The sequence below is a fragment of the Thermoanaerobacterium sp. RBIITD genome (assembly GCF_900205865.1).
Classification (GTDB): Bacteria; Bacillota; Thermoanaerobacteria; order Thermoanaerobacterales; family Thermoanaerobacteraceae; genus Thermoanaerobacterium.
The window spans coordinates 2322162-2347713 of sequence record NZ_LT906662.1; the positions used below are offsets into that span (position 1 = coordinate 2322162).

Consider the following 25552-nt stretch of genomic DNA (forward strand, 5'->3'; position numbering starts at 1 on the left):
GTCTATTTTTTTTATCGATATCTTATTGTATAATAAAATGTAATGGCATATAATTTATAAGACTGTTAAAAAAGTGGAAAGATTGAAAGTAATGTTTTTACAGATTTTATGACTAAACGATGTAGAAAGGAATGAAAGCTTAAATATGAATAGACGTAAAATTTTTACCGGGGCGGTATTACTAGTATTAATAACAAGTATATTAACATTTTATTTGACAAAGGGGATACCTTTAATATTTGGTGGCTCTGCCATAGTGCCACGGCAAGAATACGAATTAATGAAGCAATACAATAAACTTTTTCAGGTTAAAAACATATTAAACAATGATTATGTCGACAAAATTGATCAATCAAAGCTTGTGGATGGTTCCATAAAAGGACTCGCAAGTTCACTTGGTGATCCATATACGGTTTATATGGATAAAAAAGACTATCAAGATTTTACGACACAGACGACAGGTTCCTATGCTGGCGTAGGTATTGTCGTTTCTGTTGATAAAGATGGACATATTGTTGTTGTTTCCCCTATAAAAAATACTCCTGGTGAAAGAGCAGATATAAAATCGGGTGATATAATTCTCTCTGTCAACAATATAAAAGTCAGTGGCAATAATCTTGATCAGGCTGTATCACTTATGAAAGGACCACAAGGCACAAATGTTTCAATAACATTATTAAGGGATAATAAAATGATAAATAAGACATTGACGAGAGAGATAATAAAGCTTGAGACAATAAGCAGCACAATGCTTCCTAATAATATAGGGTATATAAAGATGACTATGTTCGATGAGAATACTTCAGAAGATTTTACTAAAGCGTTGAACAAATTAAAAGCTCAAGGTTTAAATGGCTTGATAATAGATTTAAGGGATAATCCGGGAGGAATCCTTGAACAATGCGTTAATGTCGCTAATGAATTATTGCCAAAAGGTCTTATTGTTTCAACTAAAGGGAGAAATAAGCGGGATAATCAAGTGATTTATGCAAAGGGACCCGGCCTGGGCAAACCAATTGCATTGCTTGTAAATGGTGGTAGTGCTAGTGCATCTGAGATATTATCTGGTGCTATAAAAGATAGAAACGTAGGTGTACTCGTCGGTACTAAGACATTTGGAAAGGGGCTCGTACAATCAATAATCGATTTTGGTGATGGTACTGCATTGAAATATACTTCTGCAAGATATTATACCCCAAGTGGTGTTAATATACAGGGAAAGGGTATTGAGCCAAATTATGTTGTTGAGCTTCCTAAAAACTATGTCGTTACAGATAAACCTGATTTAAAAGGCGATACACAATTGATTAAAGCTTATGACATCGTAAAGTCAGAGGTTAAATAAGGTGTTGATATGGTATTTATAAAATTGATTTGGTTGATTGTTAAGTCTGTTTCATTAATGATATTAAATCCATTGATGTGGTTAGTAGTTGGGTTTATAGTATTACAGTATAAAAAAAATATTGAACTAGAGAGAGAAATAATAGGGAAGGAGCAGAATTCACTAAAGGATCAAACGCTTGATTCTGTTATATATGGCTTTTTAACTGGGATCCTTGGAAGTATTATAATTGTATCACTTGGAATAACTTTAGACAATATAGGCATAGAATATGTATTTCCGTTAGCTATACTTCTACTGCTTATTAATCCAAGGTATATCTGTTTTTCATACGCCGGTGGGATAGTGTCTATTGTAAGTTTATTGACAGGTTTTCCAAAGGTAAATGTTGCGGGGCTTATGGCTATCGTTGGTATTCTACATCTTATGGAGAGTATACTTATTTATGTTGATGGAGCAGTTAATAGTATACCGATATTCGTAGAACAGAAAAATGGTAAAATTATTGGCGGGTATACAATGCGAAAATTCTGGCCTATTCCATTTGTAGCCTTAGCTACAACTACTGCAGTAACAGGTGGTGCATCATCTATAAATATGCCCGATTGGTGGCCTTTACTTGGACCATCCTCAAATATTAAGGATATAATGTTTATGTTGTTACCTGTTGTTGCGGCATTAGGATATGGCGATATTGCCCTTACTGAGATGCCACAAAAAAGAGCAAAAAAATCTGCCATAAGACTATTAGCATTCAGCATAGTTTTAATATTGTTATCGCTTATAGGAAGTAAGTATTATATATTTAAATGGATTGCCGCGATATTTGGGCCTTTAGCCCATGAGATGCTTATAATAATAGGACAAAAAGAGGAAAAAAGTAAAAGCCCATTATTTGAAGCACAGGAAACAGGATTAATGGTTCTTGCTACTATGAGAAATTCTCCTGCTGAGCAGATCGGTATAAAACCCGGTGATATCATTATGAGGATAAATGATATTACAATTAATAGTGAAGAAGATATAAAAAGGATGCTTATTGCTGAACCAACAATTATATATATTGTGGTAAAAGAACCTGATGGAAATTATGTAAATTATGAATACAGAAACTGTAGAGGGATTAAATGGCTGGGTGTTTTAGTGGTACCGCGATATGCCAAAACAGTATTTCGATTAGAGGATATGGAAAACGGAGGATTAATAAGAAGTATAATAAACAAATTTAAAAAAAGAAACTAGGAGGCAAAAACATGTTTTTAGAAACATATGAAACACACAATGCAGTTATAGATAAAAAACTAAAAGATAAGGTTGTTGTTGTTATAGATACCTTGAGGGCTACAAGTGTTATAACGACTGCACTTGTCAATGGAGCAAGGGAAGTTATACCTGTTTCAGAGATTGAGGATGCCATTGAAATGTCCAATCGCCTTGAAAAGGGTAGTTTTCTCTTAGGGGGCGAAAGAAATGCTGTTAAAATAGATGGATTTGATCTTTCTAATTCACCTCTCGAATATATGAGTGATGTTGTAAAAGGAAAGACGATTATTATTACGACTACAAATGGAACAAGAGCTCTTAAGAAAGCTTCATCATCAGACGATGTCGTTGTTGGTTGCCTTTTAAATGTTTCGGCAGTTGCAGATTATATATACAGTCAAAATAAAGATACTTTGATAATATGTGCCGGTACAGAAGGGAAGTTTTCTATTGATGATGTTATAACAGCAGGTGCAATTATAAATAGGCTTAGAAGCAAAACTTCTTTTGAAAGTGACGACTTGTCAAAAGCTTGTTACTTCTTATATAAATCTTTTGAGAACAATATTATGGATATCATGAAATATGGTTATCATTTAAATAGGATTGAGAAGCTTGGATTTCACGATGATATAAAATTTTGTACAACGATAGATATGTTTTCAGTAGTTCCTAAATATAGAGATGGTGTAGTCAAATTGATATAAGCCGGCGTGTGCCGGCTTAAAACATATGTTTGTGTTGATTTTGCACCTGTGATATAATAATATATGGTATTCGGAAAGAATTATTTTTAGAAGGTGTTATTATGAGTAATTTTAAGCTTGTTTCAGATTACAAACCAACAGGTGACCAACCTGATGCTATAGAGAAATTGACAGAAGGAGTAAATATGGGCCTAAGATGTCAAACATTACTCGGTGTTACTGGTTCGGGAAAAACATATACTATGGCAAATATAATTAAAACTGTAAATAAACCGACACTTGTGATAGCCCATAATAAGACATTAGCGGCACAATTGTGCTCTGAATTTAAGGAATTTTTTCCAGATAATGCTGTTGAATATTTTGTAAGTTACTATGATTATTATCAGCCTGAAGCATATGTACCGCAGACGGATACTTATATAGAGAAGGATGCATCAATAAATGAAGAAATTGATAAGCTTAGGCACTCTGCAACGGCGGCACTCTTTGAAAGAAGAGATGTCATAATCGTTGCAAGTGTTTCGTGTATATATGGTCTTGGTGATCCAGAGGATTACGAAGATTTGATGCTGTCTTTAAGGCCTGGCATGGTGAAAGATAGAGATGAGATACTTAAAAAACTTGTTGATATACATTATGAGAGAAATGATATAAATTTTGTAAGAGGCAAGTTTAGAGTGAGAGGGGACGTTATAGAAGTTTTCCCTGCATCATCATCTGAAAGAGCTATTAGAATTGAACTTTTTGGTGATGAGATAGATAGGATAACAGAAATAGATGTCCTGACAGGCGAAGTTGTAGGTGAAAGAAGTCATGTGGCTATATTTCCGGCCTCCCACTATGCAACATCAAAAGAGAAACTTAGAAGAGCAATTGTAAGCATTGAAGAGGAGTTAGAAGAAAGGTATAAAGAGCTAAAAGAACAAGGCAAAATACTTGAAGCGGAAAGGTTAAAACAGAGGACAAATTATGACATTGAAATGCTCCAAGAAGTCGGTTATTGCTCAGGAATAGAGAATTATTCAAGGCATATATCCGGAAGGCCAAAAGGAAGTCCACCGTATACATTGCTAGATTACTTCCCTAAGGATTTTCTCATGTTTATCGATGAATCACATGTAACATTGCCACAAATAAGAGGAATGTATAATGGTGACAGGGCAAGGAAAGAGTCTTTAGTAGAATTTGGATTTAGACTTCCATCAGCTTTTGACAATAGGCCTTTAAAATTTGAAGAATTCGAAAAGAGGATAAATCAGCTTATATGTGTTTCTGCAACACCTGGTCCGTATGAAATGGAGCATTCTGAAAGGATTGTTGAGCAGATTATTCGTCCAACTGGATTAATAGATCCTGAGATAAAGGTAAAACCTGTAAAAGGTCAGGTTGATGACCTATTGAGTGAAATTAAAGTAACTGTTGATAAGGGCTATCGTGTACTTGTTACAACATTGACTAAAAAGATGGCAGAAGATTTGACAGATTATTTCAATGATATGGGGATTAAAGTAAAATATCTCCATTCTGATGTTGAAACTATCGAGAGGATGGAGATTATTAGGGATTTAAGGCTTGGCAAGTTTGATGTATTGATAGGTATCAATCTTTTAAGGGAAGGACTCGATATACCAGAAGTCGCTCTTGTAGCTATTCTTGATGCGGATAAAGAAGGATTCTTACGTTCGGAAACATCTCTTATACAGACTATTGGACGTGCAGCGAGAAATGTAGATGGCCATGTTATAATGTATGCAGATGTTGTAACAGACTCTATGAGAAACGCAATAAATGAGACAAATAGAAGAAGAAATATACAGATGGAATACAATAAAAAGCACGGTATAACGCCGAAGACAATTGTAAAGGGCATTAGAGATGTAATAGAGGCGACAAAAGTAGCTGAGGATAAAAAGCCATATGTGACTAAGAAGGCAGATATTATAGATAGAACAATGATAGAAAATACGATAAATACACTTGAAGATGAGATGAAAAAAGCTGCTCAAAACCTTGAGTTTGAAAAGGCAGCAAAACTGAGAGACAGAATATTTGAGCTTAAGAAGATGCTTAAAAATGCAATATAAATTCTTTCTCATTATTGAAAGGGAGAACTAAATTGGCAATAGATAAAATAATCATTAAAGGTGCGAAAGTACACAATCTGAAAAACATAGATGTTGAGATACCCCGTGATAAACTTGTAGTCATAACTGGTTTATCTGGATCTGGCAAATCATCGCTTGCATTTGATACCATATATGCAGAGGGGCAAAGAAGGTATGTTGAGTCATTATCTGCATACGCCCGACAGTTTTTAGGACAGATGGATAAACCGGATGTCGAGTATATAGAGGGACTTTCACCAGCTATATCAATTGACCAAAAGACGACTAATAGAAACCCTCGATCGACAGTCGGTACTGTCACAGAAATATACGATTATCTTAGGTTGCTCTATGCGAGGATAGGCATACCACATTGTCCAAAGTGCGGACGAGAAATATCGATGCAGACAGTTGACCAGATGGTTGATAGGATAATGGAACTTAAAGAGGGAACAAGGATACAGATACTTTCACCAATTGTAAGGGGAAGAAAGGGTGAGTATCAAAAGCTAATAGAAGATGTCAAGAAAAGCGGATATGTTAGAGTAAAAATTGACGGCATATTGTATGACATTAGTGAAGAAATAAAATTAGAGAAAAATAAAAAGCATACGATAGAGGTGGTAATTGATAGAGTAATTATAAAGCCTAATATAGAATCACGCCTTACAGATTCAATTGAAGCCGCTTTAAAGCTTGCAGATGGCATAGTTACTATAGATGTAATAAATGGCGAAGAATTCACACTTTCAGAAAAGTATTCATGTCCTGACTGCAATATAGGGATAGAGGAACTGTCGCCAAGGATGTTTTCCTTTAATAGCCCATATGGTGCATGTCCTACATGTACGGGGCTTGGAGAATTTATGAGGGTTGACCCAGACTTATTAATACCTGACAAAAGCAAATCACTTGAATCAGGGGCTTTATCAGGATTTATTGCATCACAGGATAGCTACACATATCAGAATATATTGAGGGTTGTTGAGTACTATGGTTACACAGAAAGAACACCATTTGATAAATTTAGCGATGATTTAATAAATATCCTTTTATATGGGAAGGATAAAAGTGGCAAGAGACATGGTTTTGAAGGAATTGTAAATAATCTTGAAAGAAGGTATAATTCTACTAATTCCAGTTTTATGAGGGATGAAATCGAAAAATACATGAGGCCAATAACTTGTCCTGACTGCCACGGTGCTCGCTTAAAACCAGAGGTCTTAGCTGTTACTGTTGGTGGGAAATCTATAAATAAAGTAACAGATTTTTCTGTTATTGAACTATTAAAATTTATAGATGAACTAAAATTAACACAGAGAGAAGAGTTTATAGCACATCAGATATTAAAGGAAATAAAAGCAAGACTTAATTTTCTTAAGGATGTAGGACTTGACTATCTTACACTTTCAAGAAGTGCCAGCACATTATCCGGTGGAGAATCTCAAAGAATAAGGCTCGCAAGCCAGATAGGTTCAGGTCTTGTAGGTGTGACATATATACTTGATGAACCAAGCATTGGACTACATCAAAGGGATAATGAAAGGCTTTTGAATTCATTGAAAAAGCTTAAGGACCAAGGGAATACCTTGATCGTCGTAGAACATGACGAAGATACCATGTTTGCAGCCGATTATATAGTCGATGTGGGACCAGGACCTGGTGCACATGGTGGTAAAGTCGTAGCAGCTGGTACAGTTGATGAGATAATGGCTTGTAAGGAATCACTGACGGGCCAATATTTAAGCGGCAAAAAGAAAATTGAAGTACCAAAGTTTAGAAGAAAACCAAATGGACACAATATAATAGTACATGGTGCAAGTGAAAACAATCTTAAGAATATAGATGTGAAATTTCCTCTTGGGATTTTTATCTGTATAACAGGTGTGTCGGGCTCTGGTAAAAGTACACTTATAAATGAGATACTTTATAAGGCACTTGCACAAAAATTATATAAAGCTAAAGATATTCCGGGCAAATATGACTCATTAGAAGGAATTGAATTCGTCGATAAGGTTATAAATATCGATCAATCACCTATAGGTAGGACACCAAGGTCAAATCCTGCGACATATACAGGTGTATTTGATCCTATTAGAGAATTATTTTCCAATACACCGGATGCTAAAATGAGAGGTTACAAACCTGGCCGTTTTAGCTTCAATGTTAAAGGCGGAAGATGCGAAGCATGCAGTGGTGATGGCATTATAAAAATAGAGATGAATTTCCTCCCGGATGTATATGTGCCATGTGAAGTATGCAAAGGGAGTAGGTACAATAGGGAGACACTTGAAATAAAATATAAAGGAAAGAATATTTCAGATGTACTGAATATGACTGTTGAGGAAGCGCTAGAGTTTTTCAAGAATATACCGAGGATAAAAAGCAAGCTTGAAACATTAAATGATGTTGGCCTTGGCTATATCAAACTCGGTCAGCCTTCTACACAATTATCAGGTGGTGAAGCACAGAGGGTAAAACTTGCAACAGAGCTTTCAAGACGCTCAACAGGAAAGACAATTTATATATTGGATGAACCAACGACAGGTCTCCACTTTGCAGATGTAGATAGGCTACTGGATGTTTTAAACAGGCTCGTAGAAGGTGGTAATACAGTTATAGTTATTGAACACAACCTTGATGTAATAAAATCTGCTGATTACATTATTGATATGGGGCCAGAAGGTGGAGATCGAGGTGGAGAAGTTATTGCTACAGGTACACCTGAAGAGATTGCAAATAATAATATTTCATATACAGGGCAGTTTTTGAAAAAAATCCTTGCCAGATAATGAGGTGTTTTTATGTATACACTGGCAGCAAATATATTAAAATATGTTCTTATAGCACTAATATATCTTTTTCTTTTTAGAGTATTTAAGATAATTTATTTAGACATTAAAGGGGTTAGAAAAGAAAGAGAAGTGATGAAAGCTAAGCTTGTATCACTTTCTGGTGCCGGCAGTTTCAATTTATTTGAAGTAACTACGATTGGACGAGCGGACGACTGTGATATTGTCATAGAGAATCCATATGTATCGAGCAAACATGCTATGATAAGAAAAAAAGGCAACAAATACGTGATACAGGATCTAAACAGTACAAATGGAACATTTGTAAATGGTAATCGCATAAAAAATATTGTCAGAATAAAAAATAACGATATAATAAGACTTGGCAATGAAGAATATAGATTTATAGCTTAAGGTGGAATATTAATGGAAGAATATATTAAGACCGGTTCAAAAGCTATGAGAAATATTTTTTGGATATTTCTCATAGCATTTATGCTACTTTTTATTTATCATAAACCAAAAGGCTTTGACACAATATATTTTACAGTAGCTTTTTTGCTACTTATATATATAGTATATTATATGCATGTACGCCTATTTCCTATGGGGGAAATCCAACTTATTATTTTAAGTTCTTTTCTCGCAGAAATGGGATTGATTATGATATACAGGGTAGCACCGGATTTGATATTAAAGCAGATAGTCTGGATATTTATTGGCTTTATATTGTATTTTATAGCGTCGTATGTTTCAAAATATTATGATTTCTTTTATAAAGTAAGGTATGGAAACTTTGTATACCTTGCTATATCATTTATATTGCTTTTTTCAACCTTTGTATTAGGCAAAGAAATAGGTGGCTCGAAAAACTGGCTGACATTTGGATCTATTTCAATACAGCCATCTGAATTAGTAAAAATTATCTATATTATATTTCTTGCAAGGTATCTTAAAGATCACAAGACTACTAAGGATATAATAAAAGTCGGTATAATAACAATAGCAATTGTAGGGATACTGGTAATTGAAAAAGATTTGGGTACTGCATTATTATTTTATCTTACAACGACATTTATGATATTTGTAGCTACGTCGAATTTGCTGTATACATCTGTAAGTCTAATATTTCTTGGCTTTAGCGGTGTTGTATCATATTTTCTTTTTAATCATGTAAGAGTAAGAATTCAAGCATGGCTAAATCCGTGGATGGATGTTCCCGGCAAGACATATCAGATAGCACAATCCCTTTTTGCGATAGGTGCGGGAGGATTTTTTGGTACAGGCCTTGGTATGGGACACCCAGAGTATATACCAGTTGTTGCCAGCGATTTTATTTTTTCGGCCATTAGCGAGGAATTTGGCATGCTAGGCTCTGTTGCGATTATATTGGTTTATTTTGTAATCATGTATAGGGGTATAAGAGTTGCCCTTGATGCCAAGGACGATTTTGGCGCATTAATTGCAATAGGATTAATTAGCATGTTTAGTTTACAAGTATTTACGATAATAGGTGGTGTAATTAAATTTATACCATTAACGGGTGTTACACTTCCCTTTGTCAGCTATGGCGGGAGTTCAATGATAATGAGTTTTATTACATTGGGAATGCTAAATGGTATAGCTGTAAGAGAGGATGAGAATGTTGAACAGTATGAACCGCAACATTAAGATACTTTTTATAGTTTTTTCCGCATTATTTATTAGTTTAATAGTCTATTTATCGTATTTTCAGCTTTACGAAAAAAATAAGCTTATAACAAGTTCATACAGTGCATATAATAAGAGGCTTATTGAACAAGAAAAGAAGATTTTTAGAGGAAGCATTCTCGATAGAAATGGAAATGTTCTTGCAAAAAGTACTTTAGTAAATGGTGAGCAAATACGGCAATATCCCGATGGTGTTGCATTTGCAAATATAACAGGTTATAGCCGGAGAATATATCAGCAAGGAAGTACGGGTATAGAAAATGCTTATGACAGAGAGCTTCTTGGAATGGTGAATACAGATCCTATGACATTTTTAAGGGAGACAGTTCTTGGAAAGGGGCAAAGGGGCGATGATGTCATATTGACTCTTGATAAAAATTTACAGGATGTTGCATATAATTCCCTCGGCGGCAGAAAGGGCGCTGTTGTAGCTATAGATCCAAAGACGGGGGATGTTCTCGCTATGGTTTCATCGCCATCATATGACCCAAATACACTTGGTGAGAATTGGAGTAATGTAATGAATAGCCCTGATCATTTAGTATTAAATAGGGCTACACAAGGACTATATCCACCTGGCTCTGTATTTAAAATTATAACGACATCTGCGGCATTAACTTATAAACCGGATATTTACAACCAAACATTTGACGATAAGGGTTATGTAATTGTTGATGGGAATAAAATAACTAATTATGATAGCATCGCATATGGCTCCATAGATTTTAAAAAGGCTTTTTATGTTTCATCAAATTCATCATTTGTTAAAATAGGCCTTGAAGTAGGAAGAAGCGGCCTTGAAGCAATGGCAGGAAAATATGGGCTTAATGATAGTATTCCGTTTGATATACCTGTTGAAAGGAATCAGTTTCCGTCCATACCATTAATTGGAGGAAAAGTACAATTAGCCGAAAGCTCTATTGGTCAAGGTAAAATGCTTGTAACACCACTTACGATGGCATTGATGGCATCTGCACCTGCAAATGGTGGTGTTATAATGAAACCTCATTTGATGAAATATGTGCAAGATCCTGTTTCTGGGGAAATTTTAGAGAAGGCGATACCTGAAAAATACTTAAACCCAATAACAGCTGATGTAGCGGATAAAATAAAGCAGCTTATGATAGGTGTTGTACAGCAAGGTACAGGTACTGCAGCACAGATACCAGGGATAACCGTTGCAGGGAAAACAGGCACAGCAGAAAACCCACATGGGACGGCTCATGCATGGTTTGTGGGCTTTGCGCCAGCAGAAAATCCCAAAATCGTAGTTGCTGTCATTGTAGAAAACGGAGGTGCCGGTGGTGCTGTGGCGGCACCAATTGCTCGTGAAGTAATGCAGGCATATTTAGCACATTAAAAAATACTTCCTGTCATTTTAAGATGATTGATGTGAACCGAAGAATATCAGATCTGAAAAAAATGACCCAAAGTGACTAGATTGTGTTATAATTTTATTTGGTGATGTTATGGTTGATATTGAGGAGAAATTAAAATTACTGCCGGAGAAACCCGGTGTTTATATAATGAAGGATATAAGTGGTAAAATCATCTATGTTGGTAAAGCGGTAATCTTAAAAAATCGAGTGAGGCAGTATTTTCAAAGTCAAGCGAACCAGCTTCCAAAGGTAAGGATAATGGTGAAGCACATAAATGATTTTGAATATATTGTTACGGATACAGAACTTGAAGCACTTATACTGGAGTGCAATCTCATAAAAAAGCACAAGCCAAAATACAATATATTATTAAAAGATGACAAGAATTACCCATATATAAAAATAACGATAAATGAAGATTATCCCAAGATTCTTTTTACAAGGAGAGTTGAACCAGATGGTGCAAAATACTTTGGGCCATATAGCAGTGCATTTGCTGTAAGGGAAACGATAAAGCTTTTAAGGCGTATGTTCCCATTGAGGTCATGCAATCGAAATATAGAAAGGGATATAGGCAAATACAGGGAATGCCTCTATTATCATATAGGTTTGTGCACGGCACCATGTACTGGAAAAATCTCAAAAGAAAATTACAGAAAACAGGTAGATGAAGCAATAATGTTTCTCGAAGGTAAACATGATGTTTTACTTAAAAAATTAAAAGAAGAGATGGACAAAGCTTCACAGAATATGGAGTTTGAAAGAGCTGCAAGTCTTCGCGATCAGATATATGCGATTGAGAAGACTTCTGAAAAGCAGAAGATTATTTCTGTATCTGGTGAAGATCAGGACGTAATTTCAATGGCAAGAAGTGCGGATGATTCATGTATACAGGTGTTTTTCATAAGAAGTGGGGAAATAAGCGGAAGAGAGCATTATTTTATGAAAAATACCGAAGAAATGAATAGAAGTGATGTTGTATCATCATTTATAAAACAGTTCTACGAAGGTGCACCATATGTTCCAAAAGAGATAATTACTGACGTCGATATGGAGGAAAGGGACATCCTTGCAGAGTGGTTATCTAAAAAAAGGGGAACAAAAGTAACGATAACAATACCAATTAAAGGGAAAAAGAAAGAGCTTGTCGATATGGTATACCAAAATGCTTTAGAAGCTTTAAAGAATGACGTAAATTTCAAAATGGAAAAGCAAAAAAATGATGCAGTTTCAGAATTATCAGAATTACTTGGGCTGGGATACCTTGAAAGGATAGAAGCATACGACATATCAAATGTAAGAGGTACAGACAATGTTGCATCGATGGTTGTTTTTGTCGATGGGAAACCACACAAATCATCATACCGTAAATTTAATATTAAAACTGTTATTGGCCAAGATGACTATGGAAGCATGAGAGAAGTTTTGGAGAGAAGGTTACAGCACGGTATTGAAGAGCAAAAGATGATTGACAATGGAGAGCTTGATGAAAATAAAGCAAAATTTAATATAATGCCGGATCTTATACTTGTCGATGGCGGATTAGGTCATGTTAACACTGCCAAAGAAGTGTTAAACAGCTTTAATATAGAAATACCTATATATGGTATGGTAAAAGATGCGAAACACAGAACTAGAGGTTTAGTCTCACCAGATGGCGAAATAGATATGCCGATGACGGGAAGGGCCTTTAGACTTGTTGCAGAAATACAGGATGAAGCGCACAGATTTGCTATAACCTTTCACAAAGAAAGAAAAAGCCGTGGATTAAAAAGTGATTTATTAAACATTCCTGGTATTGGTGTGAAAAGGATGAAAGCACTATTTAACGAATTTAAAACAATTGAGGGCATAAGAAAAGCCAATGTTGATGAGCTTAAAAAAGTTAAAGGGATGAATGAAAAAGCAGCAGAAGCTTTATATGAATATTTTAGAAAATAGAGGTAGCAGGAAGCATTTCCTGATACCTCTTCGCGTAGACTTGCACATATATCAACGAATATATTAATATATTCGGGGTCTGAAGGGATATCAGCGATTTTTTTAAACATTTTAGAGGAGTTTTCTGTTTTAAAGGATATATTACAATTTATAGGATTTAAAGCCTCGCAATACATTTAAAAGAGTTGTTCTACAACATCCATTCTGGCTTGTAAAGCAATAGAATTTTCCTTCATGAATCTTAAGTGAAATATATAAAAAACCGTTTTTTGAACGTAATAATATATTTGGTAAAATATATAGTTAATTTTACACATACCCGAGTATGCCACGGACAGAGACATCACCAGACATGATAGTTTTCCTATCACCATTTTTTAATTCTACAATCAAGTTTCCATCATCATCGATGTCAATTGCATGTCCTATGTATTCATGATTATTTGAGATTATTCTAACATCGCTATTTAGTGTCAGCGAATATTTTATACACATTGTTCTAATGTAAGAAAATCCCTTGCTTAAATACACGCCATAGTATTTTTCAAAATTATTTAGTATTGATGCAGTAAGCTGCTTTCTGTCAATTTTTTTTCCAGCTGAGATCAATAAAGACGTAGCTTTATCATTGAGATCTTTTGGAAAAGTTGTTACATTTGCATTTAGACCTATTCCTACTACAACGTAATAAACTTTATCAAGCTCTGCATTCATCTCTGTAAGAATGCCGCATACTTTTTTGCGATCAACAATAATGTCGTTTGGCCATTTTATACCAGAACTTAAGCCAGTTGCATCTTTTATAGAATCAACAACTGCTACTGCTGCAACCTGTGTTAACTTAACTGCTTCTTGTGGGTTTAAATCTGGCTTTAATATTATTGACATCCAAATGCCCTCGCCTTTATTTGAGACCCATGACCTTCCAAGACGGCCTCTTCCTGATGTTTGTTCTTCAGAAACAATAACTGTGCCATTATCACATTTAAAAGCTATTTCCTTTGCGTAGTCATTAGTAGATGTAATACTTTCAAAGTGAATATAATTTCTTCCTATAAATTTTGTTTTTAGATATGGATATATTTCAATGTAGCTTAGTATATCTGGTTCTGATATAAGCATGTATCCCGTTTTATGCTGTGACTCTATGATGTACCCATCGGATTTTAATTCTTTTATACATTTCCATATAGCTGTACGAGATACATTAAATGTATCACACAAATCCTGGCCGGATATATATTTATTTTTATTATTTTTAAGTAATTGTAAAATATTATTCTTTAACAATACATTCATTTCCTTTCATATCAATTATAGTATTATAATTATACCTTAAAAATAATTTTCAACAAATAGTTTTTTAATAATTTGTACCCAAAGTTTATTTACATATAAGGTATAAAATAATATAATAATGTATGTAAAGCATTAAGTTCCGATTAGGAGGTTTTTGATTTGTTGAGCGTTTCCGTTGTCGATTTAATTAAAGATTTAGGTTTAGAAGTGATAGTAGAAGCAAAAGAAAAGATAGATATAACGACAAGCGATGTAAATAGACCGGGACTTCAATTCTCGGGTTTTTATGAACATTTTGCAAATGAACGTGTACAAGTACTCGGAATGGTTGAAACTGCATTTATTGATAGGATGCCATTAGATTTACTTGCATCACGAGCTGATAAATTTTTTGAATATCCTCTTCCATGTGTAATTGTTACAAGAGGATTAAATATAAAAAGGGAACTTATTGAATCAGCCCAAAAACACGACAGATATCTTCTAAGGACAAAGGAGTCATCTACAAAGTTTATTAGCAGGCTCATTAATTATTTGGAAGAAAAACTTGCACCACAGATAACCATACACGGTGACCTTGTCGATGTTTATGGTGTTGGCGTTCTTTTACTTGGGGAAAGCGGCATCGGTAAAAGTGAGACTGCCTTGGAACTCATAAAAAGGGGCCACAGGCTTGTCGCAGACGATGCGACAGAGATTAAGAAGATAAGCGACTACACGCTTCAAGGCAGTTCACCTGAGATTATAAGACACTATATAGAAATAAGAGGAATAGGAATCCTCGATATCAAGACGCTTTATGGTGTTGGGTCTGTTAGAGACAACATGAATATAGACCTTGTAATACAGCTTGAGGAATGGAATGAGGATAAATACTATGATAGGCTTGGACTTGATGACGATTACATCAAATTCTTCGACATAAAAATCCCTAAGCTTACGATTCCTGTAAGGCCAGGCAGAAACCTTGCGATAATTGTTGAAGTAGCAGCTATGAATCATAGACAAAAGCAGATGGGGTATAATGCAGCACATGAATTAAATAAAAAATTGTTGAAACAGATATCCGGTTAAAATATAATGTTAAATGGGCTTAATTATTAATTAACAAAATTTTGACATATATTTTGAAAGGGATGTAAAAATAATGAATCTTTTACTTGATACGCATACACATACTGTAGCAAGTGGCCATGCATACAGTACGATTATTGAGAATGCTAAGGAGGCATCAAAAAAAGGCTTAAAGCTATTTTGTATGACAGACCACGGCCCAAAAATGCCCGGCGGACCACATATATTTCACTTTGGCAATCTAAAAGTTTTACCATCTGAAGTAGATGGCGTAGAAATATTAAAAGGTGTTGAAGCAAATATTCTCGACAGAGATGGCAACCTCGATATGCCGGAAGAAATTTTAAAAAAGCTTGATGTCGTTATTGCAAGTTTACATGACGTTTGTTTTCCATATCGCGATGTTGAGTCAAATACAGAGGCAATGATAAATGCAATAAAAAATCCATATGTTGATATTGTGGGGCATCCAGGTAATCCGCTTTTTGATATTGATGTTGACAAGGTTCTTGATGCCGCGAAAGAGTATAATACATGTATAGAAATAAATAATAGCTCATTTGTGGCATCGAGAGTTGGAAGCTATGAAAACTGCCTTTTAATTGCTAAAAAAGCTGCAAAAATGAATGTGAAGATTTGCGTTGGAAGTGATGCACATATAGCATTTGATGTAGGCAGGTTTGACAAGGCACTAGAGGTCATTGAAAAAGCACATTTAGATGAAGAATTTATTATGAATACTGATGTAGATAAATTTAAAGATTATTTAAGAAGTAAAGGCAAACTATTAAATAGATGATATTTTCGTTAAGTTAAAAGGAGGAACGAAAATGAGGATTGGTGTTGATGTAGGTGGGACAAATATAGCAGTGGGATTGGTAGATGAAAATGGGAAAATAATTGCAACCGGTTCTAGACCGGCAGAACCTAAAAGAGGATATGCTGCTATGGCTAAGGACATTGGTGAAATATCATTAGAGTTAATAAAAAGATGCAGCTTAAAAATTGAGGATATTAAATCAATGGGAATCGGCGTACCTGGTGTTGCAGATAATGAGAAGGGAATTGTTTTAAGAGCAGTGAACCTCTACTGGACAAAGGTACCTCTAGTCCGTGAAATACATAAATATATTGATATACCAATACACATGGATAACGATGCTAATGTAGCTGCACTTGCTGAAGGGGTTTTCGGTGCGGGACGTGGTACAAATTCCTCTGTTACAATCACTCTTGGAACAGGGGTTGGTTCTGGCTTTGTTTTAAACGGTAGAGTATTTAATGGAGCACATCATTTTGCACCAGAATTAGGCCATATTGTAATAGGAGATAATGGTATAAGATGTAATTGTGGCAAGATAGGTTGCCTTGAGACATATGCGTCTGCAACAGCACTTATAAGAGAAGGGAAAAGAGCAGCTTTGAAGGATAAAAATTCATTAATTTTAAAGTTAGCTGGTGGAGAACCAGAGACTATAACTGCAAAGAATGTTATTGATGCGGCAAAACAGTTTGATAAAACGGCGATGATGATTTTTAATGACTATGTGAAATACCTTGCAATCGGAATTGTCAATATAATAAATATATTAGATCCAGAAGTAATTATTCTTGGCGGCGGTGTTGCAAATGCCGGAGACTTCTTGTTAAAACCTTTAAAGAAAGAGGTTCAGGAGAACATATTATTTAAGGATTTACCATATGCGGACATTAAAAAGGCAGAACTCGGCAATGATGCCGGAATAATAGGTGCAGCAATACTTTAATATAAAAGGTGGATATTGAAAATGAAAATATTTGAACTATATGAAAAAAATATAAAACTTAATGATCATGCAGCGATAAAATTTAAAAATGAAGTTATCACATATGGCGAACTTCCAAACTTAATAGATAGCTATGCATCATACTTTCAAGGCTTGGGCGTCAAAAAAGGCGATAAGGTCATTTTATGCATGCCGAATTGTCCTGAATTTGTATTTTCTTACATTGGTGCTGTAAAAGCTGGCGCTATCACCATACCATTAAATCTAATGCTTACAATGGAAGAAATTCAATATGTTGTTATGGAATCCGGTGCTAATACTATAGTAGTACATCCAATAATTCTTAAGAAGATAGATCCATCGGCATTTAAGAAGATGAACTTAAAAAATGTTGTCGTATTAAATGAGGAGACAAAAGAAAAGATAAAAGGTCAAAGCAATTTTGCACCTGTTGAGATAAATGATGAGGATGTATGTACATATCTTTACACATCGGGTACAACAGGTAAACCAAAGGGCGCAATGCTTACACATAAAAATTTTGTATCAGATGTAATTGCAATGGACGAAGTATCTGATCTTGGACCAGATGATAATTTTCTTTGTGTACTGCCACTTTTCCACAGCTTCTCATGGTCTGTCAATGTGCTTTTGGCGTTTTACCTTGGTAGTACCATTACAATAAAGGATACATTTATGCCAAAGGACACCTTAGAAACTTTGATAAATGAGAATATTACAGTTTTCTGTGGCGTACCGTCAATATTTGCCTTTTTGATGAAAATGGCTGAAAAGGGGCAGTTTAAAGCATTAAAGCTTGCTATAACTGGTGGTGCACCATTGGCACCAGAGATTCAAAGGGGGTTTGAATCTAAATTTAATTTTCCACTTGTTGAAGGGTATGGCTTATCAGAGGCTGCACCTGTTGCAATATTGAACCCTCTTGGTCCAAATGATATTAGAAAACCTGGCTCAATTGGTGTACCACTCCCATGTAATGAAGCTATGATAGTCGATGAAAATGACAATGAAGTGCCAATAGGGGAAGTTGGCGAACTTGTATTAAAAGGCTCAAATATTATGATAGGATATCATAATATGCCTGAAGAAACAGAAAAAACTTTAAGAGGCGGATGGCTTCATACGGGTGACCTTGCCAAGAAAGACGAAGATGGATATTACTACATAGTTGATAGGTTAAAAGATATGATAATCCTTGGAGGATTTAATGTATATCCGAGAGAAGTAGAGGAGACGTTGTTGGAGCATCCTGCTGTACAAGATGTTGCTATAATAGGCGTTGGTGACAAATATAAGGGTGAAGATGTAAAGGCATTTGTCGTGCTCAAAGAAGGACAAAATGCCGATAGAAGAGAACTTCAAAACTTTCTCCGCAATAAACTGACGGTATATAAGATACCGAAGATATTTGAATTCGTTAATGAATTGCCAAAAAGCCCAACGGGAAAGGTTTTGAAAAAACTGCTTAAATAGTAAAACAAAAGTAAAAGGCCTTATCATATGGTAAGGTCTTTTTTTAATATTAAATTTTAAAGTAATATTAATAAGCCAAAAACAAAATTGGCATAAGCAAATTATATATAAATTGAATAAATAGAAGCAAATAGCAGATAGTTAATGATAGATATGATAGATGACTTAAAATAATTCATTTGGATAAAATATATAATTTGACTCACATCTTTATTTGTTTTAATATTAAAGTAATCCGTTACGTAAAAATTTTTTTTACAGCATAAAGAAATAAATAAACAGCATAATTTACAAAGACATTATTTGAGATATTTAGAGTAATCCGTTACGAGGGAGTCGGTATGATAACAATAAAAGATGTTGCAAAAGAAGCCGGTGTTTCGGTCGCTACAATTTCAAGAGTTTTAAATAATAGTCCGGGAGTATCTGATGAGACAAGGAAAATGGTGCTTTCCGTCATAAAAAGATTAAATTACAATCCAAACCTTCTTGGCAGAAACCTTAGGAGGATGGAGACGAAAATGATACTTGTGCTTCTTCCGACTATATCGAATCCATTTTACGCAAGGATAGTAAAGGGAATTGAGGATGTGGCGCAAAAGAATGGATATGGTGTAATGCTTTGCAATACAGATTCTGATGTAAAAAGGGAAAGGATGTATTTAGAACTTTTGAAGAATAGGTTGTCAGATGGGGTAATATTTATGGCACCGGAAATTGATGAAGGTGAGCTTAATGAAATAGGCGAGAAATTTGCTGCTGTACAATGTTGCGAATATAAAGAGGGTGCCAATGTTTCTCATGTATCAATAGATAATTTTAAGGCTGCATATAAGGCAGTGAAACACCTGATTGGACTTGGACATAAGGATATTGGTCTTATAAGCTGTAAAAACAATTTTCTTTCTACAAAACAGAGAGAAGAGGGCTACAAAAAAGCTTTAATTGATTTTGGCATTGAATTTAATCCACAATATGTAAGATATGGCGACTATTCATTCAAAAGTGGGTTTAGAGCAACAAAGAGTTTACTCGCTGATGCTGATAAGATAACAGCGATATTTGCAATTTCAGACATTATGGCAATTGGAGCAATAAAAGCTGCAAATGAGAATGGCTTAAAAATTCCCGATGATATTGCGATAGTTGGATTTGATAATATAAGCTTTGCGCCAATGTATAATCCATCACTTACAACAATATCACAGCCCAAATATGATATTGGCTGTACAGCGATGGAATTACTAATAAAACAAATAAAGGAAAGGGGAGATAATAAAGAAAATATTATACTTGAACACGAATTAATCATAAGAGAATCAACTGTAAAATAAAAGGAGGAAATTTGTTATGAGCGACAAGCTTAGAGTTGGAATAATTGGTTGTGGTGGAATTGCAAATGGCAAACATATGCCGTCACTTGCAAAGCTTAAAAATGTCGAGATGGTTGCCTTCTGCGACAAAATTGAGGAAAAAGCATTAAAAGCTGCAAATGACTATGGTATAGATGGTGCAAAAACATATGTAGACTATAGAGAACTTTTGGAAGATAAAAGCATAGATGTTATACACGTATGTACACCAAATAAGTCCCATGCAGATATAACTATTGATGCATTAGAAGCTGGTAAACATGTAATGTGTGAAAAGCCAATGGCAAAAACAGCTAAAGATGCTAAAAGGATGGTAGATGCTGCAAAAAAAACAGGCAAAAAGCTTACGATAGGATATCAAAACCGTTTCAGGCCAGATTCACAATATTTACATAAGTTATGTGAAGACGGTGAACTTGGTGAAATATATTTTGCTAAGGCACATGCTATAAGAAGGCGTGCTGTACCAACATGGGGAGTATTTTTAAATGAGGAAGAGCAAGGTGGTGGGCCATTGATAGATATAGGCACACATGCACTTGACTTAACATTATGGATGATGAATAATTATAAGCCAAAGAGCGTTGTGGGTACTGTATACCATAAACTTGCAGATAGAAAAAATGCAGCAAATGCATGGGGACCATGGGATCCGGCTAAATTTACTGTAGAAGATTCGGCATTTGGCTTTATAACAATGGAAAATAGTGCGACAATAGTACTTGAATCAAGCTGGGCACTTAATTCACTTGAAGTTGGCGAAGCAATGACAACACTTTGTGGTACAGAAGGCGGTGCTGATATGAGAGACGGCTTAAGAATAAATGGTGAAAAGAATGGGAGGCTTTATACGACAAAAGTAGACTTAAGTGCGGGCGGTGTAGACTTCTACGAAGGAAATACCGAAGATGCATCACTTATTGAGGCAAGGCAGTGGATAGATAGTATTATAAATGACAAAGAACCTGTAGTAAAACCTGAGGAAGCATATGTTGTATCACAGATACTTGAAGCAATATATATATCTGCTAAGACAGGTGAGCCAGTATATTTTAATAAATAGATTGGAGTGTTTTTAAATGGATTTACCTGTTGCATTAGAGCTGTATACACTGCGCAATGAACTGAAAGATGACTTTTTAGGGACACTTGAAAAAGTTGCAGAGATAGGCTATAAAGGCGTTGAATTTGCTGGATATGGCGGATTTAGTGCTAGTGAATTGAAAAAGTATCTCGATAGACTTGGATTAGTACCGACTGGAAGCCATGTAGGTATTGATCTATTAAAAGACAGACTCGATGAAGTGATAGAATATAGCATAGAGATTGGAAATAAATATATAGTTTGCCCTTGGAATAAGTATGAAACAAAAGATGATTTTATTAGTACAGCAAAACTTCTCAACGATATAGGCAAGAAGTGTAAAGAAAATGGGTTAGTACTATGTTATCATAATCACAATCATGAATTCCAGCTGTTCGATGGTAAATATGGACTTGATTTACTATATGAAAATACAGACCCTGACCTTGTAAAAGCAGAGATTGATACTTATTGGGTAGAATATGCTGGAGTAAATCCAGTAGATTACATCAAAAAATATTCCGGAAGGTTACCATTAGTACATCTTAAGGACATGGAAGAGGGTACAAGAGATTTTGCGGAAATAGGCAAAGGGACAATGAATATCAAAGAAATAATCGAAGCATCCCAAAAAGCTGGTGCAGAATGGTTTATAGTAGAACAGGATGTGTGCAAGAGACCACCAATTGAAAGTGTAAAAATAAGTTTTGAAAATATTAAAAAAATGTGAGGAGGAAATATAATGTATCTTGGTTTTTTAACAGTGTGCCTTGGGAATATGCCGCTTAAAGAAAAGGCTAAATGGGCATCAGAAAATGGGTTTAAATCTTTAGAAATCGCTTGCTGGCCACAGGTAAACAGCAGGGATTATTCTAGCTGTGATATAGATGTTGAAACATTGACAGAAGAAAAAGCAGAAGAAATAAAGAAGTACTTAAAAGAATATGGACTTACAATATCATCTTTGGCATATTATGATAATAACTTGGATCATGACCCGGAAAAAAGAGCATATATAAATAATCATACAAAGAAATGTATCGATGCAGCAGTTATGCTCGGTACTTCAATGGTAGGAACATTTGTAGGAAGAAATGTTGATAAAGATATTAAAGGAAATTTTGATGAATTTGAGAAAGTATTTGGCGATATCGTCGGCTATGCTGAACAAAAGGGTATAAAAATTATAATTGAAAATTGCCCCATGGAAGGCTGGCAGAAAGAAGGATTACCAGGTACAATATCTTTTACACCAGAACTTTGGGAAGAGATGTTTAGAAGAGTTCCATCAAAGAATTTCGGACTCAATTTAGATCCATCCCATTTACTTTTCCAGCTTATTGATTATCTAAAAGTTGTTCCTGCATTTAAGGATAGGATATTCCATGTCCATGCAAAAGACGCAGAAGTTTTCGAAGATAAACTTGCATGGTATGGAGTATTTAATAGGCAATTTCCTAAAAAGGGTGAGACCGGTTACTGGAGATTTAGAATGCCAGGCCTTGGCCAAGTAGATTGGGGTAAGTTTATAAAAGCACTTAAGGACATTGGATATGATGATGTTATAAGCATTGAACATGAAGATCCATTGTACGAAGGAAGCGAAGAAAAAGTAAAAGAAGGCTTAAAGTTAGGATACAAGCATTTAAAACAATTCATATAGAAATAAGGGCAGGCAGTATTCGCTGCTTGCCCTAAAAATTGCTATTATATAAAAAACCTTTGTCATTATGAGTAAATCGAATAATTTCAAATTCCACTATAATATTTTAATATAAAATATTTTTTATTCATTGTTGAAATATTAAGGCTCTATGATATAATAAATCGAAATATAAAGATATATTAGGAGGTAGAAAAATGCCGATAAAACTTGGAATCATAGGATATGGCGGGATGGGCGGATGGCATCGAAAAAATGCACCAAAAGTCGATGGTGTGGATGTCGTCGCAGTATACGATATTGACCACAGCAGAGTTGAAGCAGCAAAAGAAGAAGGGCTAAAGGGGTACGATTCTTTAGATGATTTTCTAAATGATAAAGAAATAAATACTGTTTTAATTGCAACTCCGAATCATGTTCACAAAGAGCTTGCGGTTGCATCAGCAAATGCTGGGAAAAATGTTATAGTTGAAAAACCTGTTGCAATGTCAATGCAGGAAATTGATGAAATGATAGATGCATCTAAGAAGAACAATGTAGTCTTCACTGTTCATCAAAACCGTCGATGGGATAAAGATTACTGCAAAGTTAAAAAAGCTGTAGAGGATGGTTTAATAGGCAAAGTATATACGATTGAAAATAGAGTCCATGGCTCTGGTGGAATAATACATGGATGGCGCAACAAAAAGGAATATGGCGGTGGAATGCTACTCGATTGGGGTGTACATTTAATAGACCAGATTCTTTACATGATACCGAATAAGGTAGTTAGTGTGTATGCTGAGCTTTTTAGTGTAATAAACCCGGAAGTTGATGATTATTTTAAACTCTTAATGAAATTTGACAATGGCATATCAGCACAAGTTGAAGTTGGAACTTTCTGTTTAAGGAGCCTTCCAAGGTGGTTTGTTGGAGGCAATAATGGTACACTTGTCGTCGATGACTTTGAAGGACATGGTGGCATAACAAAGATTAATAATCTTGCAGATGAATTTGGATCGGAAATAGTGGAAACATCTGCAGGTCCAACACGTACATTTGCGCCACGCCCAGATGAAGTAAAAGAAGAAATAGAACTACCAGATGCAAATCCACAGTGGACAGACTTTTACGCAAATGTAAGAGATGTAATAGATGGAAAGGCTGAATTAATTGTAAAACCAGAGGAAGTAAAAAGGGCATACTCTATCATAGAAGCAGCTTTCAAATCAAATGAGACAGGTAAATCTGTAGAGTTATAATAAATTAATTAAGGGCTTGATATGACAAGCCCTTAATAATTATAATCATTTGAACAATTTTTTTATGATGTAACTTACCTATTATCAATTTTTTCAGGATACAAGTCATGATAAAAAAGTCTTTTTTCTGCAACATTTTCCCATTTCGTACCGGGTTTTCCATAATTACAATAAGGATCTATTGATATTCCACCCCTTGGTGTAAATTTACCCCATACCTCGATATATTTTGGATCAAGGAGTTTAATTAAATCTTTCATTATGATATTGACACAATCCTCATGAAAATCCCCATGGTTTCTAAAGCTAAATAAATATAGTTTTAATGATTTGCTTTCAACCATTAATTTATCGGGTACATACGAAATATAAATAGTTGCAAAATCAGGCTGGCCTGTTTTAGGACAAAGACTTGTGAATTCTGGACAATTAAATTTAACAAAATAATCATTTTCTTGATGCTTATTTATGAATGTTTCAAGTACAGATGGATCATAATCATAATTATATTTGGCGACTTTCCTTCCCAACAATGATAATTCGTCTAACTCTTTTCTGTTCCTCTCTGACATAAAAATTTTCAATCCTCTCTTAAAATCATAATCTATTTCTTAATTGTTTTACGAGAATAACACCAACTATTCCAGGGATGATTTGCCCTATTGTTACACTTGTAGCTAACAAATAATAAGGTACTTTAAGTAATACTGATAGCCATATTGGTACAATTAATCCTGGAAATAAGATTATAGGTAATGAAATAAGCCAGTCATTTAGTTTATATTTCTTAATCTGGTAAACTGCAAAAGCCGTTAAAAGACCTACAGCTAACCCGCCAAGCATGTCTGGAAGACCGAAACCACCCAATAAAATATTGCTAAGCATGTTGCTTAAACCCATTGGCAATATCAAAAAAGGGAAAATTGCAGTTAATGCATATATTGAAGTCGCTATCCTTATCTGATATTGTCCAAAGGCAAAATTTTGAGTAAGATACATTATTACTAAGTACAATGCTATAACAACACCAGAAATAGTAATTTTTTGTGTAGGTGTGTACTGCTTTTTTAATTTTTTATCCTCCATTTAAAAACCCCCTAAAAAATTAATTAAAAAAATGGGCATCTGCCCCTAAACAAAATACGGTATAAAGTAGAATTTTAATAAATAAAAAAGAGCACAGCCTGTGCTCATACATACAAAAACTACCTTAAAATTTTTCCATAGTTTTGTTTATAGACAGGATGGTTTCGAACTGTCTTATTAAATTATAATTATTTTAACATATTGATGTATTTTATACAAGGTTCTAT

The 25552-nt window shown here is 34.7% G+C and carries 21 protein-coding genes; 18 read left to right on the forward strand and 3 right to left on the reverse strand.

Translation table 11 applies throughout. The features are described from left to right. Window positions 1-145: 145 nt before the first annotated feature. From CPG45_RS11215 to uvrC, 9 genes are all read left to right on the forward strand, one after another. Window positions 146-1345, forward strand: a complete 1200-nt coding sequence (locus CPG45_RS11215) for a S41 family peptidase (protein ID WP_096231972.1) — start codon at window positions 146-148, stop codon at window positions 1343-1345. Window positions 1346-1354: 9 nt separating this feature from the next. Then, window positions 1355-2587, forward strand: a complete 1233-nt coding sequence (locus tag CPG45_RS11220) for a PDZ domain-containing protein (RefSeq protein WP_096231973.1) — start codon at window positions 1355-1357, stop codon at window positions 2585-2587. A gap of 11 nt (window positions 2588-2598) precedes the next feature. Beyond that, complete coding sequence (locus CPG45_RS11225; protein WP_096231975.1) at window positions 2599-3315, forward strand: 2-phosphosulfolactate phosphatase family protein; 717 nt, start codon at window positions 2599-2601, stop codon at window positions 3313-3315. A gap of 101 nt (window positions 3316-3416) precedes the next feature. Beyond that, window positions 3417-5402, forward strand: coding sequence for an excinuclease ABC subunit UvrB (uvrB, locus tag CPG45_RS11230; RefSeq protein WP_096231977.1), 1986 nt, complete (start codon window positions 3417-3419; stop codon window positions 5400-5402). Window positions 5403-5434: 32 nt separating this feature from the next. Beyond that, on the forward strand, window positions 5435-8215 hold the full coding sequence (gene uvrA, locus CPG45_RS11235; RefSeq protein ID WP_096231978.1) for an excinuclease ABC subunit UvrA: 2781 nt from the start codon (window positions 5435-5437) through the stop codon (window positions 8213-8215). Window positions 8216-8227: 12 nt separating this feature from the next. After that, the gene (locus tag CPG45_RS11240) at window positions 8228-8629 is read left to right on the forward strand and encodes an FHA domain-containing protein (protein WP_096231979.1); all 402 of its coding nucleotides are present in this window, start codon (window positions 8228-8230) and stop codon (window positions 8627-8629) included. A gap of 12 nt (window positions 8630-8641) precedes the next feature. Then, a complete protein-coding gene (locus CPG45_RS11245) occupies window positions 8642-9886 on the forward strand; it encodes an FtsW/RodA/SpoVE family cell cycle protein (RefSeq protein ID WP_096231981.1) in 1245 nt (414 codons plus the stop codon). Continuing rightward, the gene (locus CPG45_RS11250) at window positions 9858-11285 is read left to right on the forward strand and encodes a peptidoglycan D,D-transpeptidase FtsI family protein (RefSeq protein ID WP_096231982.1); all 1428 of its coding nucleotides are present in this window, start codon (window positions 9858-9860) and stop codon (window positions 11283-11285) included. Before CPG45_RS11245 ends, CPG45_RS11250 begins: the two co-directional genes overlap by 29 nt. A gap of 109 nt (window positions 11286-11394) precedes the next feature. Then, window positions 11395-13245 (forward strand): excinuclease ABC subunit UvrC, encoded by a 1851-nt coding sequence (gene uvrC / locus CPG45_RS11255; RefSeq protein ID WP_096231983.1) that lies wholly within the window; start codon window positions 11395-11397, stop codon window positions 13243-13245. A gap of 309 nt (window positions 13246-13554) precedes the next feature. On the opposite strand, the gene CPG45_RS11260 is transcribed toward uvrC, so the two are convergent. Further along, window positions 13555-14535 (reverse strand): biotin--[acetyl-CoA-carboxylase] ligase, encoded by a 981-nt coding sequence (locus CPG45_RS11260; RefSeq protein ID WP_096233583.1) that lies wholly within the window; start codon window positions 14533-14535, stop codon window positions 13555-13557. A 168-nt stretch (window positions 14536-14703) separates the two neighbouring features. On the opposite strand from CPG45_RS11260, the gene hprK reads away from it, so the two are divergent. The 9 genes from hprK to CPG45_RS11305 all read left to right on the forward strand — a co-directional run bounded on the left by hprK (window position 14704) and on the right by CPG45_RS11305 (window position 24239). Continuing rightward, on the forward strand, window positions 14704-15618 hold the full coding sequence (gene hprK / locus CPG45_RS11265) for an HPr(Ser) kinase/phosphatase (protein ID WP_096231985.1): 915 nt from the start codon (window positions 14704-14706) through the stop codon (window positions 15616-15618). Between the two features lie 73 nt (window positions 15619-15691). Beyond that, a complete protein-coding gene (locus tag CPG45_RS11270) occupies window positions 15692-16417 on the forward strand; it encodes a phosphatase (RefSeq protein WP_096231986.1) in 726 nt (241 codons plus the stop codon). 31 nt (window positions 16418-16448) lie between these two features. Continuing rightward, window positions 16449-17384 (forward strand): ROK family protein, encoded by a 936-nt coding sequence (locus tag CPG45_RS11275; RefSeq protein ID WP_096231987.1) that lies wholly within the window; start codon window positions 16449-16451, stop codon window positions 17382-17384. 21 nt (window positions 17385-17405) lie between these two features. Continuing rightward, window positions 17406-18878 carry a long-chain-fatty-acid--CoA ligase gene (locus CPG45_RS11280; RefSeq protein ID WP_096231989.1) on the forward strand — a complete coding sequence of 491 codons (1473 nt, stop codon included), beginning with the start codon at window positions 17406-17408 and terminating at the stop codon, window positions 18876-18878. 341 nt (window positions 18879-19219) lie between these two features. Next, window positions 19220-20212, forward strand: coding sequence for a LacI family DNA-binding transcriptional regulator (locus CPG45_RS11285; RefSeq protein ID WP_096231991.1), 993 nt, complete (start codon window positions 19220-19222; stop codon window positions 20210-20212). Between the two features lie 16 nt (window positions 20213-20228). After that, complete coding sequence (locus CPG45_RS11290) at window positions 20229-21314, forward strand: Gfo/Idh/MocA family protein (protein WP_096231992.1); 1086 nt, start codon at window positions 20229-20231, stop codon at window positions 21312-21314. 16 nt (window positions 21315-21330) lie between these two features. Next, window positions 21331-22065 carry a sugar phosphate isomerase/epimerase family protein gene (locus CPG45_RS11295; RefSeq protein WP_096231993.1) on the forward strand — a complete coding sequence of 245 codons (735 nt, stop codon included), beginning with the start codon at window positions 21331-21333 and terminating at the stop codon, window positions 22063-22065. 12 nt (window positions 22066-22077) lie between these two features. Next, complete coding sequence (locus CPG45_RS11300; RefSeq protein WP_096231995.1) at window positions 22078-22998, forward strand: sugar phosphate isomerase/epimerase family protein; 921 nt, start codon at window positions 22078-22080, stop codon at window positions 22996-22998. A 197-nt stretch (window positions 22999-23195) separates the two neighbouring features. After that, window positions 23196-24239: a Gfo/Idh/MocA family protein gene (locus CPG45_RS11305; RefSeq protein ID WP_096231996.1), complete on the forward strand. Its 1044-nt coding sequence runs from the start codon at window positions 23196-23198 to the stop codon at window positions 24237-24239. 74 nt (window positions 24240-24313) lie between these two features. On the opposite strand, the gene queF is transcribed toward CPG45_RS11305, so the two are convergent. Together queF and CPG45_RS11315 are read right to left on the reverse strand one after the other, a co-directional pair. Continuing rightward, window positions 24314-24811, reverse strand: a complete 498-nt coding sequence (gene queF, locus CPG45_RS11310) for a preQ(1) synthase (protein WP_096231998.1) — start codon at window positions 24809-24811, stop codon at window positions 24314-24316. 25 nt (window positions 24812-24836) lie between these two features. Further along, window positions 24837-25325 carry a QueT transporter family protein gene (locus CPG45_RS11315; protein WP_096231999.1) on the reverse strand — a complete coding sequence of 163 codons (489 nt, stop codon included), beginning with the start codon at window positions 25323-25325 and terminating at the stop codon, window positions 24837-24839. Between the last annotated feature and the right edge of the window lie 227 nt (window positions 25326-25552).

Coding starts and splice junctions, on each gene's coding strand:
- CPG45_RS11225 (WP_096231975.1), top strand. CDS start 2,599: ATGTTTTTAGAAACATATGAAACACACAATGCAGTTATAGATAAAAAA.
- CPG45_RS11305 (WP_096231996.1), top strand. CDS start 23,196: ATGCCGATAAAACTTGGAATCATAGGATATGGCGGGATGGGCGGATGG.
- uvrB (WP_096231977.1), top strand. CDS start 3,417: ATGAGTAATTTTAAGCTTGTTTCAGATTACAAACCAACAGGTGACCAA.
- CPG45_RS11220 (WP_096231973.1), top strand. CDS start 1,355: ATGGTATTTATAAAATTGATTTGGTTGATTGTTAAGTCTGTTTCATTA.
- queF (WP_096231998.1), bottom strand. CDS start 24,811: ATGTCAGAGAGGAACAGAAAAGAGTTAGACGAATTATCATTGTTGGGA.
- uvrC (WP_096231983.1), top strand. CDS start 11,395: ATGGTTGATATTGAGGAGAAATTAAAATTACTGCCGGAGAAACCCGGT.
- CPG45_RS11300 (WP_096231995.1), top strand. CDS start 22,078: ATGTATCTTGGTTTTTTAACAGTGTGCCTTGGGAATATGCCGCTTAAA.
- CPG45_RS11285 (WP_096231991.1), top strand. CDS start 19,220: ATGATAACAATAAAAGATGTTGCAAAAGAAGCCGGTGTTTCGGTCGCT.
- CPG45_RS11250 (WP_096231982.1), top strand. CDS start 9,858: ATGTTGAACAGTATGAACCGCAACATTAAGATACTTTTTATAGTTTTT.
- CPG45_RS11295 (WP_096231993.1), top strand. CDS start 21,331: ATGGATTTACCTGTTGCATTAGAGCTGTATACACTGCGCAATGAACTG.
- CPG45_RS11245 (WP_096231981.1), top strand. CDS start 8,642: ATGGAAGAATATATTAAGACCGGTTCAAAAGCTATGAGAAATATTTTT.
- CPG45_RS11275 (WP_096231987.1), top strand. CDS start 16,449: ATGAGGATTGGTGTTGATGTAGGTGGGACAAATATAGCAGTGGGATTG.
- CPG45_RS11240 (WP_096231979.1), top strand. CDS start 8,228: ATGTATACACTGGCAGCAAATATATTAAAATATGTTCTTATAGCACTA.
- CPG45_RS11270 (WP_096231986.1), top strand. CDS start 15,692: ATGAATCTTTTACTTGATACGCATACACATACTGTAGCAAGTGGCCAT.
- CPG45_RS11315 (WP_096231999.1), bottom strand. CDS start 25,325: ATGGAGGATAAAAAATTAAAAAAGCAGTACACACCTACACAAAAAATT.
- CPG45_RS11290 (WP_096231992.1), top strand. CDS start 20,229: ATGAGCGACAAGCTTAGAGTTGGAATAATTGGTTGTGGTGGAATTGCA.
- CPG45_RS11280 (WP_096231989.1), top strand. CDS start 17,406: ATGAAAATATTTGAACTATATGAAAAAAATATAAAACTTAATGATCAT.
- CPG45_RS11215 (WP_096231972.1), top strand. CDS start 146: ATGAATAGACGTAAAATTTTTACCGGGGCGGTATTACTAGTATTAATA.